The organism is Pedobacter sandarakinus (assembly GCF_026240095.1).
GTDB classification, from domain to species: Bacteria; Bacteroidota; Bacteroidia; order Sphingobacteriales; family Sphingobacteriaceae; genus Pedobacter; species Pedobacter sandarakinus.
In genome coordinates this window covers 337,690-352,313 of record NZ_JAPIVG010000002.1, presented here as the reverse complement: position 1 = coordinate 352,313, position 14,624 = coordinate 337,690, and the positions used below count along the sequence as shown (strand labels likewise).

Genomic DNA, 14,624 nt, shown 5'->3' with positions numbered 1-14,624 from the left:
GGGTTAGTTAATTACAATTCTGTTAATGGTTAGCCAAATAATTTTAAAATCTGTGCGGATATCGTGCTTATAGATATAGCGCATATTCTGTTCAATTTTTGCGGGAATAATTCGCTCAATATAATACGCTTCCGGATCCTCGGCATGTTTCAGCAACTCGTTTTCATTACAAAATTCTACTGAAGCCCAATCTGTAATTCCTGGTTTGACCGATAAGACATAGCGTTGCTCATCATTGTAAAGATTTACATATTTCCTAACCTCGGGCCTTGGGCCAACAAAACTCATTTGCCCTTTTAATACATTTAGAAGTTGAGGTAGTTCATCAAGTTTATACTTCCTAAGCCAGTAACCGATTCGGGTAATCCGGCTGTCTGTATTACCAATGGTTAACAGGCTCCCTACTTGCTTTTGAACATACATTGTCCGAAATTTTACAAGATGGAAATCTCGCATGTTTTTACCAACACGCAATTGTTTAAACACGATTGGTCCCCTAGAATCGATAGCAATTAGAAGTGCTATTAAGATGAAGAGTGGCGACAGAAGAATCAATCCAAATATCGCGAATGTGATGTCAAATACTCTTTTACTATCTATCTTCATGATGCAACAGCCATTTGTATAAGTGGTTTAACATAAACTTCTTCTCCTAAATCACTAACTTGATTAAGCAGAATTTCCACACAGTTGATTACGGAACTTATAATAAATTCAATTTCATTCTGGGTGAGTTGAGGATATATTGGTAGTGAAATCTCGTGAACATAATTTTCAAATGCCCTTGGGTAGTTTGCTATGTCATAACCTAACTCCTTAAAATAGGTTAACATAGGCATTGGTATGAAATGTACATTCGCAGCTACGCCTAAAGCAGCTAAGTCATCTATAACCTGATCTCTTTGCGCTTCTGTTAAGCCTTTAACCCGTAGTGGAAATAAATGATAGCAAGTTTCTCTGTCGGTATTTTTTAATGGCGGTAGAATGAACCAGTCTTTATCTTCGAAGCCCTTACAATACATTTCTGCCACGTGTTTGCGTTGCGGCAACAAACTGTTGTTGTATTTTTTGATCTGTGCCAAGCCAATGGCGGCACAAATATCTGGCATGTTGATTTTGAGGCCAGGGAAAAGAATATCGTAACGCCAGCCCCCTCCTCTTGATTTGGCAAGTGCATCTTTGTTCTGTCCGTTTAAAGTGTACATTTTCAAATATTTGTATTCTTCTTCCGGATTAAATTGTTGAGGTAAATTTAAACATATTGCGCCCCCCTCTGCGGTTGTAATATTTTTTACAGCATGAAATGAAAAGATAGTAAGATCGCAGTTTACAGCAGCTGGTTTACCACAATATGTACTTCCGATAGAATGTGCCGCATCTGAGATTAAAAGAATCCTATTGAGCATTGTCTGCTTGGTGCTTTCGGGTTTAAACATTTTCATGACTGCCTGATCGTTCACAATCTCTCTAAGGGCATTGAAGTCGCAAGGCCAACCTGCAATGTCAACGCTAATAATGGCTTTCGTTTTTGTGGTAATGGCAGCTTTAACTTTCTCCGGATCGATGTTGAAATCATCCAGAACGTCTACCATCACGGGAATAGCGCCACAATGCAAAACACTTAACGCTGTTGCGCAATAGGTATATGCAGGAACGATCACCTCGTCTCCCGGTTTGATGCCAAACCATTTCATCATCAACATTGCGCCTGAGGTCCACGAATTAACACATACAACTGCATCAGATCCGGTTAGCATTCGTACTTCATCTTCCAATGCCTTAACTTTCGGACCAGTTGTGATCCAATTGTTTTTTAAGGTTTCCAGAACCTGATCAATAACCGATTGATCGATAAACGGTGGTGAGAATGGGATATTCATAAAAAATAATTAATAGGTTTGATTCAGATATTAGCTGATAGATGTACTTACTTGGTTTTCTTCAGAAGTGATGCGTTCGTGATCCTGAATTTTCGCAAGTTGCAGTATCGAAAAATATAGAAATAATGTCGGCCCGCTTACAGCTAAAAGCCACTCATTATGGAATAATGAATTAACAGATATGGAAACAAACGCTACAGACAAACAAGCTAACAGTGCATTATTTTCTGCTCGTATATTTAAAAAGGCGTGGATGATAATTTTTCCCACTTTAAAATACAGTAATAGCAATAAAATGAATGCTAGCAACGGGCCCAGGTAAGTAATGAACATGAGATAGGCATTGTGCGAGGTAATTACAATGGGCCCTTTTTTGTAAACGTAATTGTGTTGTACTACATCATTCCAGGTTTTGTTATAGAACATGAGTCCTAGTGGATAGTTAGAAATAATTTCCAAATTCTCACCCATTAAATCACCACGCTCCTCTTTACCTTTAGCATTCTCAACGTTTTTGTTTAGTATGTTCTTATTATTTTTTCCTTCAGAGAACTGCTCTACTGTTCCTTGCACCATAATAAACATTAATGCGAAAGCGCCAGCAATCAAGATTGATTTACCTCGATAGTAAAAGAGCACAAAGGCACCAACTGCAACACCGAATGCTACTAAAACCGACCGTTGCATACCCAGAAATATGAAGGCACCTGCCAAACCGCTTGCGGCCAAAACAACAAGCCAGTTCCTTTTAAATATTAAGGCTGCTACTACAATAAATGGTGTAACTGCTGCCATCTGGTATCCAAATGTGAAAATGGTAACTGATATACCGGATGGCGCTTGCAATACATCATCCATAACCAATAGAGACCTGATAGGCGCCACATTTACCTGGTGATCTACCAGCATGATGATACCGGAGAACACCAATAATGAAATGAATATGCTTACCGAAATTCGTAATCGCTGGATATTGTTACCTACCACAAAATTGAAGTAGAGTGCATAAGAGGATACCACGATCATGAGTGAAAAAAAACTGGCTATTTCTGATTGAGCAGCCGCATAAAAGACAAAGCCAGCAATAAAAAAAATTACCAGCGCTCTACCGTAAGTAAATTTTGCAGGCAATTCCCTGTAAAAATATATCAGCGGTGCTAAAAACACTACCGGGGCAGGAATTCTGAAAATACCTGTCATGAAGATATTGAATGTTGTTACGTAAATGAACATGAACAACAAAAACAGAAGCGTTAATCGATTAATCATGAGAAGATTAAATTTTCCCAGTTGAGGGTAATCTGTTCAATTGAATTGGTATGGTTGATTTGTTTTGCGTTATTGGAAAATTTCGCTTTCAATGATTTGCTGTCGAGTAACTTAGCTATCGCTAACGAAAGTGCTTGTGTATCTCCGTGCTTTACTAAGATTCCATTTACATTATGCTCGATAATTTCTGATGGACCAAATTCACAATCTACTGCTACGCAAGCACAGCCAGAACCCATTGCTTCTACTAGCGCATTAGGATAGCCTTCATTCCTCGAAGACAATACGAACAATTCTGCTTGCGCATAATAGTCTTGGAGATTAGATTTAAATCCAATTAGCAATACCCGATGTTGCAGACCTAATGCAGCAATTTGACTTTCGAGGTTTTTCCTTTCCGGCCCTTCACCCGAGATCAGCAGGGCTACATTCTTAAGGCCAAGTTTGTCATAAGCATCGATCAAAATATCAAAACCCTTTTGGTAATCTAACCTGCCAACGGCTAATATAAAACGTTCGGAGTGCACCATTTGGTACGATGGCCTTTTAAATGCATGGATAGGATTATTTATTGTAGTAAAATTTTGAAGACGTTGAAATAACATGTTCCTTTTAAAACCAACTCCCATTCCTCTTGCGGGCAAAACGATTGCTTTAGCTTTACGGTAAACCGTAAAAGAGAACCATTGGAAGAATCGATTGTATTTATTGATGGTATCGTCTGGTGTTGTACGTTCAGAAACCAGATATGGTAAACCTAATAAAAGGCAGCAAAAGCCCGAGTAAAGGTTTGCTGAAGTCATAAACGAAATGGTGCATGCTGGTTTTTCTTTATGCAGTATCTTAAGCAACCTGTAAAATGTTAACCATGCATATTTGATTCTATTTAAGGTGTTTGTGTTGCTTTTGCGTTTTACCAAGTTTATTATGTTGATGTGTTCATCAACCTCGTATTTAACAGCGGCAGTATTTAAACACAGTATGCTCACCTTGTAATTCTTCTTACTAAAACTGTTAGATAGATTACTGATGACTCGTTCTGCGCCTCCACCTTCGAGACTATTGATTACAAAAAAAATTTTCTTTGCCATTAGGATAGCGTGACGATGGTTTTAATGGTTTGGAAGGCATTGCTTGCCCGATTATGTTTCACTTCAAAAACAAAGTATTTTTTGAAATAGAAATACAATAATTTTAGCTTTTGGGGTAGTGTGTAAGTGAATATTTTCAAAATGATATAGAAATCGCTGAGCTGCATTTTTTTCAAAGGCACATAGGCCACCGGGCTCCAAACGCCTCCGGGATGCCTCCTATAACAGCTCATCACCTCTGGTAGAACATAAATTTTCTTACCTGTTGCCCAGGTAGAATAGAGTTTTAAAAACTTATCGCAGGCATGGCATTTTAAAAACCAATCGTTCTGGTATAGTTGCCTGATTTCATCAACATTACGGTAAACGATAGTGGCTGTACAAGTTTCTGTCTGCTTATTTACAATTAAATCACTAAAACTATATTCAAGCGGCACGGGATTAAAATCCATGTAAATCAATTCCGTTTCGTCATAATTAATTTCTTTTGTGTAATGACAGCACATGACATAGTCTGGGTGCTTTTCCAAGAAATCTACTTGTTTCTGCAACTTATATGGATCGATCCAATAATCATCGCCATCGCATGTGGCAACATATTTGCCCTTGGTTTCGAGCGCCACACGGATTACATTTTGTGTGGCACCAATATTCCTCGGGTAAATTAATCGCTTAATTCTGCCAGGATATTTAGCTACATAGTCATCAATAATCTGCGTAGTACCATCAGTGGAGCAATCATCGCCGATAATGATCTCAGTTTTAAAATTGCATTTTTGCATTAAAAACCCTTCGATTGCTTTGCCGATAAATTTGCTGTGGTTATATGTAATGCAAAAGATACTGACTAAAATATCTTCCTGTTTCTGTTCCATATTTAGCATCGTAATTAATTTCCGTTTACAACCATCCCTAAATTATTGTTAATTAAGGCACCATAATCTGCCAACTTAACCACTGGTTTTTTGCTGTAATTTTGAGTTCTTAAAATAATCCTTACTACCAGATCCTGATCGGCATGAGTAAGGGTGTGGTATAGTGGCAAGCACATAATTCTTTTGGCGATACTATCGCAAATGGGCATACTTACCTTATCAATATATGGCAGGGCAGAAAGTGAAGGATAGAAGTATCTTCTGCAATAAACCTGCACCATTTCAAGTTGCTTTTTACATTCCAGCATTAATTCTTCTGATGGAAAAATTACAGGGAAATAGGCATAATTAAAGGTTGTCTCCTTCTGGATCAGCTGAAATTGAGCATCAATTTTATGCAGTCTCATCATATAGTGTTCAGACTGTTCTTTTCGCCGCCTTAATATCTGCTCGATTTCTTTAAGGTTACACAGCCCCATGGCAGCATGAAACTCAGAATTTTTGGCATTGGTACCAACCTCAGAAAAAGTATCTACGCCGCTGTAGCCGAAGTTTCTCATGATGGCCATTTTCTTAAGCAGGTCGGGATTTTGTGTAAATACTGCCCCTCCTTCTATAGAATGAAAAAGTTTCGTAGCGTGAAAGCTGGTGGTGCTAATATCTCCGTAGGCAAAAATCGATTTGCCTTTGTATTCCGTGCCGAAACAATGTGCTGCATCGTAAATAACTTTGAGGTTATGTTTTCTAGCTATACAATCGATTGCTTCAACATCACACGGGTTACCGAATACGTGTGTAGCCAATATTGCAGATGTTTTTGGGGTAATTGCAGCTTCTATTTTATCAGGATCGATATTCAATGTTTCCTTATCGATATCGACAAAAACTGGCTTACAGCCTTGCCAAACAATTGTACTTGTTGTAGCCACAAAAGAAAAAGGTGTAGTGATAACCTCGCCCGTTATATTCAGGGCTTCCATTGCCAACTGTAAGGCAACGGTCCCGTTTGTAACATACAGCAGGTGTGGCAGATTCAGGTATTGTTGCAACTTAATTTCAAGCTCATTTACTAACGGACCGTTGTTGGTGAGCCACTGTCTGGCCCAAATGCTACTTACATAGCTTTTAAAGTCTGCTTGTTTAGGCAGAAATGGTTTGGTTACAGGAATCATTGTTTGAGAATTAATTGTTTAAAATCGACCATGGCTGTTAATTTTACCACATTGCTGATGCCCAGGTAAAATCCGCCGTAAATAATTGCAATGCAGAGTATTCGAAAAATGTTACTAACGTGGTAGGTCTCGAGATACCAATAATCAAGGTAAAAACACCCCAATCCTAAGATACCAGCCAGCAATAAAATCGGCATTACATCAACAAGCTGTTCTTTAAGCGGATAGTTAATTAGCCGACCACTATATGATGAATTGATGTAATAGGCAAAGACCGTAAAACATAACTGGAAGTATAACAATCCCATAATTCCAAATGGAATTACGCAAATAATACCAACTACACTCAGCACCTTCTTCACTATCTCCAGCTTTAGAAACTGCCCGCTTTTTCCTTTTACCTTTAAAATATTCAGATTGTATGAATGCACAGGATAAAGAACACCGGCTATGCACAATATTTGAAAATATGGAACGGCCTGCAACCATTTATCAGTTAGTAAAAGCAAGATTAGCGGCTCTGCCACAACCGCCAAAAAAATCAGGATTGGTGCATTCCAGAACAAAACCTGTTGCATTAATTTTTTATAAAGCGTTTTCAGCTTTACATCATCATTGGCAATGTTTGCAAACATGGGGTAGGCCACCTTGTTAATTGCCGCAGAGATAATACCAATTGGTAACTGGCTTAAGCTATCTGCCCGGGAATAGAACCCCAATTGCGCTGCGGCATAATATCTTCCAATAATGATGGTATAGAGATTTTGATATACCGTATCCAGCAATCCAGAAAGCGTCATTTTATAACCAAAATGAAAATGCCGTTTAAAGCTTTTCTTGCTAAAGACTAACATGGGCCTCCACGACGAAAAATACCAATGAAGCGCAGTAGAGATTGCGGAGTTGATTAAATTCATCCACACCAGGCTCCAGGTTCCATATCCGTTATTTGCTAAATAAACACCGAAGCATCCGCCAACCAAAACTGCAGGAATCTGTATAACTGTTTGTAATTTAAATTTGAGCTCCTTAGCAAGTAATGTACTCTGAATGCTAAAGAAAGCATTAATGATGAACGTTAAACCATAGACCCTAACAATATTTGTGAGTGATGGCTGCTTATAAAAAGTTGCTATTAACGGGGCAAAAAGAAATAAAAGAAGGTAAACTGAAAAACTGCCAATGAGGTTAAAAAAAAAAACAGTGGAGTAATCTTTCTGGCCTGCTAATCTGGTTCTAATTAATGATGAGGTTAACCCACTATCCATTAACGAGTTGCCAACTGCAATAAAAATGGCAAGCATGGCAATTAAGCCAAATTCTGCCGGAGTTAAAATCCGGGCTAGGATGATGGTGATAAAAAGACTGATGAACTTAACACTAAACTGCTGTCCAAGAGACCAAATAATACCAGACCTAGCTTTATAAACTAGACTCATAGTGATGTCTTATAAACAAACTGCTTCCATGGATTGAGGAAGAACGGATTTTATATCGTAAACTACGCAGTTTGGTTTGCGCAGGCTTTGTAAATCGTAACTATCAAAGGCAGTGTGGGCCACGGCAAGAATAATTGCATCGTATTGTCTGGTTTTAGAAGAGCCATTTTCGCAAATCACGCCGTAGTTGTGTTTAGCTTGTACTTCATTAGCCCAGGGATCGTGGATTGTAACTTTTACTTTGTACTCTTCCAGGCGCCTAACAATGTCTATTACCTTTGTGTTGCGTACATCAGGGCAATTTTCTTTGAAAGTGAATCCAAGCACCATCACTTCAGCCCCAACAATATGGATATCCTTAGCAATCATTTCCCTAATAAGCTGGTCGGCAACATATTTGCCCATGCCGTCGTTAACCCTTCTACCGGCTAAAATAATTTCTGGATGGTAGCCAGCTTCCTGCGCTTTTTGAGCGAGATAGTATGGATCCACACCAATGCAATGCCCACCCACTAAACCTGGCTTAAAGTTTAAAAAGTTCCATTTGGTACCGGCAGCCGCTAAAACTTCTGAAGTATTAATCCCCAATTGGTTAAAAATCATAGCCAATTCATTCACAAATGCAATGTTGATGTCGCGTTGGGCATTCTCGATAACTTTTGCGGCTTCTGCTACTTTTATGGATGAAGCCTTGTAAGTACCAGCCGTAATTACCGAACGGTAAAGCGCATCTATCCGCTCGGCAGCTTCTGGAGTAGAGCCAGAAGTAATTTTCAAAATATTTGCAACAGTATGGTTTTTGTCACCAGGATTGATACGCTCAGGGGAATAACCGGCAAAAAAATCTTTGTTAAAAACCAGTCCAGATCCTTTTTCCAAAATCGGCACACATTCATCTTCGGTTACCCCTGGGTAAACCGTTGATTCGTAAATCACGATATCGCCACGTGTAAGCACTTTGGCAACGGTTGCACTTGCTTTAATTAAGGGCGTTAAGTCTGGTCGATTGTTTTTATCCACCGGCGTTGGAACTGTAATAATATACACTGAACATCCACGTAGTTTCTCCAGTTCATTGGTACAATACAATCCTTTAAGTGTGGTGCATTCGAAAGTAAGCACCTCATTTAATGCTTGTTCCTCAATCTCAAGTGTATTGTCGTAACCTGCTTTAAGTTCGGCTATTCGCTGCTCTTGAATATCGAAGCCGAAGACTTTGTGTTTTTTTGCAAATTCTACAGCCAGCGGTAAACCAACATAGCCAAGACCAATCACGGCCATTTTCAAATTCTCTGATGGATTAAACATATTGTTGTTGATTTTTTATAGTTAAAGCAAGATTGTTAAGTGGAACTTTAGTAACCAATGCGCAATCAAGATGATCAAACGACATTAGGACATGTTTGCCTTGAATTTGGATAACTTCACCTTCCTGATCATGAAATAAACCACTTTTTATTCTTACCCGATCTCCACGCGATACTTCATTTAAACTCACCACTTCTACGCTGCTGTAACTATCCATAATATGTTTTAACTGATCTATTTCAGCATCTCTCACTATGGCAGGCTTACCCATATAGTTAATAAAGTTGAGCACACCTAAGGTGAAACGAACCTTATAAGCATCGCGTTCGCTGATTTTAATAAATACGTAACCATTAAATAAGGGTAGACTGACCATTTTTTTACGATCTGCCCACTGGCTTTCTACCTGCTTAACCGGACAGAAAGATTCGAAACCTTGTTCTTGTAGCAATCTGTCAACTTTTTTTTCCCAACGTGGCCGGGTATAGATCACTAACCAATTTTTTTTGAATGAGGCTTTGATGTTAATAATAGATTCCATTTGTGGATTTTTAGAGATGATTTAGGGGATTGTTTACAGCTTCGCTATATCACTTACAGTAGCTGTTATGATAGTTGGTGGTTAAACAGGTTTGGGTAATAGTAGTATGCAGCAGATACAGCTTCGCTATATCACTTACATGATGTTTTTAATTTGGATAAAAGCTATTGGCAAAAGTGCAAATAGGTATTTTGGTTTTTTTGATCTTAACGCTAGCGGAAAACTGATGCATAGTTTAGGCATCTCCACTTTGTATTAAGGGTAATCGACAGAATTAAAGAGAACTGGGACGTTTGTTTGGGTGTGCACACCATAGAGGTGTGGGAAATTATACTAAGTAGCCATTGCATAGCCGTAGCCACCGTAGCTATATTTTTCATTCTTTTCTCGCTTGGCGTCGTTAAAAACTACCATCGTGTTTTTGAGTTTATTGTTATCACATATGTCTTTAAGTATGCTTAACTGGTACTTATTTGTATAATTATAACGTACCAGGTAGATGCTAACATCTGCATAATCGGCCAAGCTAAAAGCATCGGCAACTTGGCCAACCGGGGAAGTATCAATGATAATGTAATCGAATCGCTCCTTCAAATCGGCAAACATCTGATCAATTTTTGGATTCATCATTACTTCTGCCGGATGCTCAGGAGATTTGCCACAGCCAATTACAGATACATTTGGAGATATCTTCGTACTTTGGATAATGTCTTCAAGATAGAGCCGATCATCAGAAAGATAATCGGTTATTCCTACTTTCTGTTTAAGTCCTACTTTATTAAGAAGGTCCGGCTTCCTCAAATCAAACTCTAATACAACTACCTTTTTATCGAGCATACCCAAGGTGGTTGCCAGGTTTACACTAAAAAAAGTTTTGCCTTCCCCCTTCATGCTAGAGGTAACCAGCATCACCTTATTTTCGCCATTATGAGACATTAAGCCAAGATTCATTCTGATATACCTGAACAATTCGGATATGGTAGAACGGTTATCTTTTTGAAATACAACAGTGCTTTTATCCAGGTTATGCGACAGCTCCCCGAGCATCCTTGCTCCAGTTAGTTCTATCGCTGATGCGTCTTTCACTTTGTTATTGAAGAAACTACTCACATAAATAATCCCGGCAGGAATAAAGATGCCGGCAACCAATCCGATGAGATAAAGCAAAGGCTGTTTTGGACTATCTGGAATAGTGATATAAGCTGGCTTATCTATGATTTGAGATGTCGGAACAGTTGCCGATAGCGATAAAGCCGTTTCTTCCCTTTTCTGGAGCAGATATTTATAAAGCCCCGATTTTACACCCTGTTCCCTGCTCCTCTCAAGCAACCCACGTTCTATAGTTGGTACCGACTTTATTTTATAATCTGTTTGGGCATAGCTCGAACGAACATTGTTTCGCTCGATGATAAAGCCCTGCTTGATATTAACTAGGTTTTCAAGAATATTGCTTCTCAGGTTTACAAGCTGCTCATTTAGGTTGATGACCAACGGATTTTCGGCATTGGCAGTGCGTAACATCCGGTTTCGTTCAAGCTGGGTATCATTATACCTGGAGATGAGTGAGTTGAGGATAGGGTCTTTTAACCCCATTGCACTTGGCGCAAGATTGCTTTGCTCCTGTTTGTTTCTAAAATAACGTTCCAGAGATTGTACAATTCTTAGCTGTATTGCAGCATTCTCGAGCATAGCATTATACTCCCTGGAGCGTGAGGAATTCATCTGTGCATCCATATTAATGTCTGTTACACGATTTTGTTGTTTGTATGCTTCAACATCTCCTTCGCCACCAGATAAATCACTCACTAAAAACTTCAACCTGTTGTCTATAAATTTGATGGTATTCCTGGCAATTAAATTTTTGTTGTTAACGTTATTGATGTTATAGGTATCGATAAGGTCAGTTAAAATGTCAACCCCTCTTTGTGGAATATTATCATTTAGGCTAATGGTAATGGTATTTGCATCTTTAGCCACAGGAACGATTTTCAGTTTCACAAGGCTGAAATTTTCCGTCATATTATAAAGGTTCTTAAATTGAATTTTGATTTTTCCGAATTCCTTTTTAAACGCCTGGCCTTTGTTAACACGAATTGTATAGTTTTTATTCTTTATTACCTCACCATATCTGGCAATATTGGTATTGGCACTATCGGTAATGAGGTAAGAGATATCATCTAAATAAGCTACTGCTATTTCTCTGCTGTAAGCATTTTTGCCTAGCGCCAAGGCGTCTACTTTTAAAGGACTTGTTTCACCATAAAGTTCTTTAAACCTTATACCTTGACGTTTAAAATATGAAGTTTCTAAATTTAGTTTTTTCAGCACTTTGAAGATCAAATCTCTTGATCTTAGGATCTCAATTTCGTTATCGACTGTTTTTACAGTCTGAAACATATTCAAATCACTAAAGGCTGTGCTGTTAGACATTGCCGCACCATTCTTATCGTCTGAGATAAGTAATGTACTGGAAACTTTATATTTAGGTGGGGTTATATAAATGAATGCATAAACTGCTGCCAGAGAAAGAAAAATACCTAAAACAAAGTATTTCCAATTTTTGACGAACCTGGTCATTGTATCGGCGAAATCTTTTGAGCCAGTATTTGAGCTTTGTATTAACATGGGATGTTTTTATTTGGAGCGTTTTTTATTTACTATTTAATACAGCTGTGATGAGTACAGCTACCGCCGATATTGAAGCGATGACAAGCGGCATGGCCCTCGTGCTCGAACTATATTCTATGGCTTTAGATTTATCTGGTTCAACATAGACAATATCGTTCTGTTTAAGATAGAAAAATGGAGAACTCAAAACTTCCTGATTGTTTAGGTTTAATCTTTTCATCTGGCGCTGCCCGTTTTGTTCCCTAATTACCAGCACATTTTCCCTTTTCCCATAAACGGTCATGTCTCCGGCCATACCTAAGGCCTCTAGTAAGTTAATGTTATCTCCCGGTACTGTAAAACTAGAGGGTCTGTTTACCTCTCCAATCACTGTCACTTTAAAATTTACAAGTTTGATATCAACAACCGGCTTTTTTACATATTTATCCAGTTCCTGTGAGATAGACATTTGCGCCTGTTCTATAGTTAGCCCCTGTAGCCGCATGGGTCCGATTACGGGAAGTACAACAAAGCCTTCTTTATTTACTTTATACCCATCAACTTTCATCTGAGAATCTGCACCGGGCATTCTATTATTAACTGCAAACAACACATTTGATTCTGGATTGAGGCTATTTACGCTTATACTTAAAAGATCGTTCTGTTGAATTTTTACTTCCTGACCTTGAAGTTTTTCTTCACTACTTACTTTGGCAAGATTGCTAAAGTAAACCAGATCTCTTTTAGGTGCGCAAGACAAGAGCACAGATGCATATATAGTTAGAAGTAGCGTAATTTTTTTCATGACTCAATCAATTAGATTTTGGCGTTTGTTTTAATAAGACTAAGCTAGAGATTTACTCTCCAAAGTTTTATAGCCCAACCCATGTTGCTTTTAAATTGTATAATTGCAAAACAACATTTACAATAGTTGAAAATCTCAAATACCACTATGCACACCATCTGTAAAAATTATCATCTCACAACTGTAAATTTTTAAACTATAACTCGGCGGTTGGCAATGATTTTAATTGGTGTACAACGTGTAATCAACCTTATATTTCTTCTTATTTTTAGTACTTCATCTAAAAAACCTGATTAATACTACAGGATTTTGTGGCACTTCCATTGATTGATTCATGTTAATTAACGTGTCATAATAAATCTTGCACTTATGTAAATAATCATCACAGAGGCTTGTATTTGACTGTTGTAACCTTCATTAATAGAACCTCTGGATTTTACAACACAATTAATTTAATAAGTCCTTTTGTGATTATGCACCTATAAATCAATAATCATAGTTAAAAATCAATTTGATTGAATTGGCAATTACACAGTGGAACTGGACCTAATAGTGAAGCCATGCACAAGTGGAATATCTTGTTTGCTGAAAAAAATAAAGTGAGCGATATCTATTCAACGTTCAGAATGCGCTGGCAATTCAAGTTAATGATCTGTAAACTCTGAGATACATTTTTCAGTTAATTTGCGGAGAGTAACTGCAGCGAGTCATGTACCATCGATGCCACAACACGAGGCATAAAACACCATCATCGGCTGAAAAAGCCATTTTACATCATTTAAAAAGAAATTACTCAGATTGATCCGGTCGGATAAATGCCAAGATTCTGGCTTGTAAACATGTGTAATTCAATTACCAAAACACTTCTGAAGTATAGCAGAAGCTTGTTTTACATTTAACTTTAGAATTATCTTTTTAAATACGCTTAATAATCAAACTATGAATAATTTAATAATTTATGGAACTGGAAAAATGGCAGAATTGATCTGTTACTCCTTTATTCATGATAGTCCGTACGAAGTTGTAGCTTTCTGCGTTGATGATGCCTATGTAAAACCCGAAGGCGGCAAACTGCTCGACATTCCCATATATAATTTTGGCGAGATACAGAAGCTATACCCGCCAAGCGAGAATAAAATGCATGTGGCTATTGGTAGAAATAGCGCCAGAACTGTAATATACAACAATGCGAAGACCGCCGGCTATAGTTTCGCCAATTATATCTCGTCTAAGGCAAACTTCTGGCCCGATTTGACCGTTGGTGAGAATGTATTTATAGATCAATGCTGTGATATTCAACCCTTTGTAACCATCGGTAATAATTGTATGCTAATCGGGTCTAGAATCGGTCATCATTCTAAAGTACACGATAATGTGCTACTTTCTGGAAACATTCTTGCCGGAAATGTAACCATCGGCAAAAATTCATTCCTTGGGATAAATTCTGCTGTTAAAGAAGATATTGTTATCGGAGAGAATAACATTGTTGGTGCTGGCGTCTTCATCAATAAAAATACAGAAGACAACAAACTTATCTCTAACCCTGCAACCCCACAACGCGTGAGCGATTCTAAAAGGTTTGTACTGTTTAATAAGGGCGTTGAAGTTAAGCAGGCATAAAACCCAATATAGAGATA

Annotated in this window: 12 protein-coding genes; 1 reads left to right on the top strand and 11 read right to left on the bottom strand. The window is 38.1% G+C overall.

Translation table 11 applies throughout. The features are described from left to right. Nucleotides 1-3 precede the first annotated feature (3 nt). The 11 genes from OQ268_RS07110 to OQ268_RS07060 all read right to left on the bottom strand — a co-directional run bounded on the left by OQ268_RS07110 (nucleotide 4) and on the right by OQ268_RS07060 (nucleotide 12,987). Nucleotides 4-606 (bottom strand): sugar transferase, encoded by a 603-nt coding sequence (locus OQ268_RS07110; RefSeq protein WP_265855422.1) that lies wholly within the window; start codon nucleotides 604-606, stop codon nucleotides 4-6. Continuing rightward, nucleotides 603-1,880 (bottom strand): DegT/DnrJ/EryC1/StrS family aminotransferase, encoded by a 1,278-nt coding sequence (locus OQ268_RS07105; RefSeq protein WP_265855421.1) that lies wholly within the window; start codon nucleotides 1,878-1,880, stop codon nucleotides 603-605. Before OQ268_RS07105 ends, OQ268_RS07110 begins: the two co-directional genes overlap by 4 nt. A 30-nt stretch (nucleotides 1,881-1,910) precedes the next feature. Then, nucleotides 1,911-3,149, bottom strand: a complete 1,239-nt coding sequence (locus tag OQ268_RS07100) for an O-antigen ligase family protein (RefSeq protein ID WP_265855420.1) — start codon at nucleotides 3,147-3,149, stop codon at nucleotides 1,911-1,913. Further along, nucleotides 3,146-4,240, bottom strand: coding sequence for a glycosyltransferase family 4 protein (locus OQ268_RS07095; protein ID WP_265855419.1), 1,095 nt, complete (start codon nucleotides 4,238-4,240; stop codon nucleotides 3,146-3,148). The genes OQ268_RS07100 and OQ268_RS07095 overlap by 4 nt, the downstream gene beginning before the upstream one ends. Then, the gene (locus tag OQ268_RS07090) at nucleotides 4,240-5,115 is read right to left on the bottom strand and encodes a glycosyltransferase family 2 protein (protein ID WP_265855418.1); all 876 of its coding nucleotides are present in this window, start codon (nucleotides 5,113-5,115) and stop codon (nucleotides 4,240-4,242) included. The genes OQ268_RS07095 and OQ268_RS07090 overlap by 1 nt, the downstream gene beginning before the upstream one ends. 14 nt (nucleotides 5,116-5,129) lie before the next feature. Beyond that, nucleotides 5,130-6,287, bottom strand: coding sequence for a DegT/DnrJ/EryC1/StrS family aminotransferase (locus OQ268_RS07085; protein WP_265855417.1), 1,158 nt, complete (start codon nucleotides 6,285-6,287; stop codon nucleotides 5,130-5,132). Further along, nucleotides 6,284-7,726 carry a lipopolysaccharide biosynthesis protein gene (locus OQ268_RS07080; protein ID WP_265855416.1) on the bottom strand — a complete coding sequence of 481 codons (1,443 nt, stop codon included), beginning with the start codon at nucleotides 7,724-7,726 and terminating at the stop codon, nucleotides 6,284-6,286. Before OQ268_RS07080 ends, OQ268_RS07085 begins: the two co-directional genes overlap by 4 nt. 9 nt (nucleotides 7,727-7,735) lie before the next feature. Further along, nucleotides 7,736-9,034, bottom strand: a complete 1,299-nt coding sequence (locus OQ268_RS07075) for a nucleotide sugar dehydrogenase (RefSeq protein WP_265855415.1) — start codon at nucleotides 9,032-9,034, stop codon at nucleotides 7,736-7,738. After that, complete coding sequence (locus OQ268_RS07070) at nucleotides 9,027-9,575, bottom strand: UpxY family transcription antiterminator (protein ID WP_265855414.1); 549 nt, start codon at nucleotides 9,573-9,575, stop codon at nucleotides 9,027-9,029. Before OQ268_RS07070 ends, OQ268_RS07075 begins: the two co-directional genes overlap by 8 nt. A 333-nt stretch (nucleotides 9,576-9,908) precedes the next feature. Continuing rightward, the gene (locus OQ268_RS07065) at nucleotides 9,909-12,200 is read right to left on the bottom strand and encodes a GumC family protein (RefSeq protein ID WP_265855412.1); all 2,292 of its coding nucleotides are present in this window, start codon (nucleotides 12,198-12,200) and stop codon (nucleotides 9,909-9,911) included. A 25-nt stretch (nucleotides 12,201-12,225) separates the two neighbouring features. Further along, nucleotides 12,226-12,987, bottom strand: a complete 762-nt coding sequence (locus OQ268_RS07060; protein WP_265855411.1) for a polysaccharide biosynthesis/export family protein — start codon at nucleotides 12,985-12,987, stop codon at nucleotides 12,226-12,228. A gap of 939 nt (nucleotides 12,988-13,926) precedes the next feature. On the opposite strand from OQ268_RS07060, the gene OQ268_RS07055 reads away from it, so the two are divergent. Continuing rightward, the gene (locus OQ268_RS07055) at nucleotides 13,927-14,607 is read left to right on the top strand and encodes an acetyltransferase (protein ID WP_265855410.1); all 681 of its coding nucleotides are present in this window, start codon (nucleotides 13,927-13,929) and stop codon (nucleotides 14,605-14,607) included. The last annotated feature ends 17 nt before the right edge of the window (nucleotides 14,608-14,624 follow it).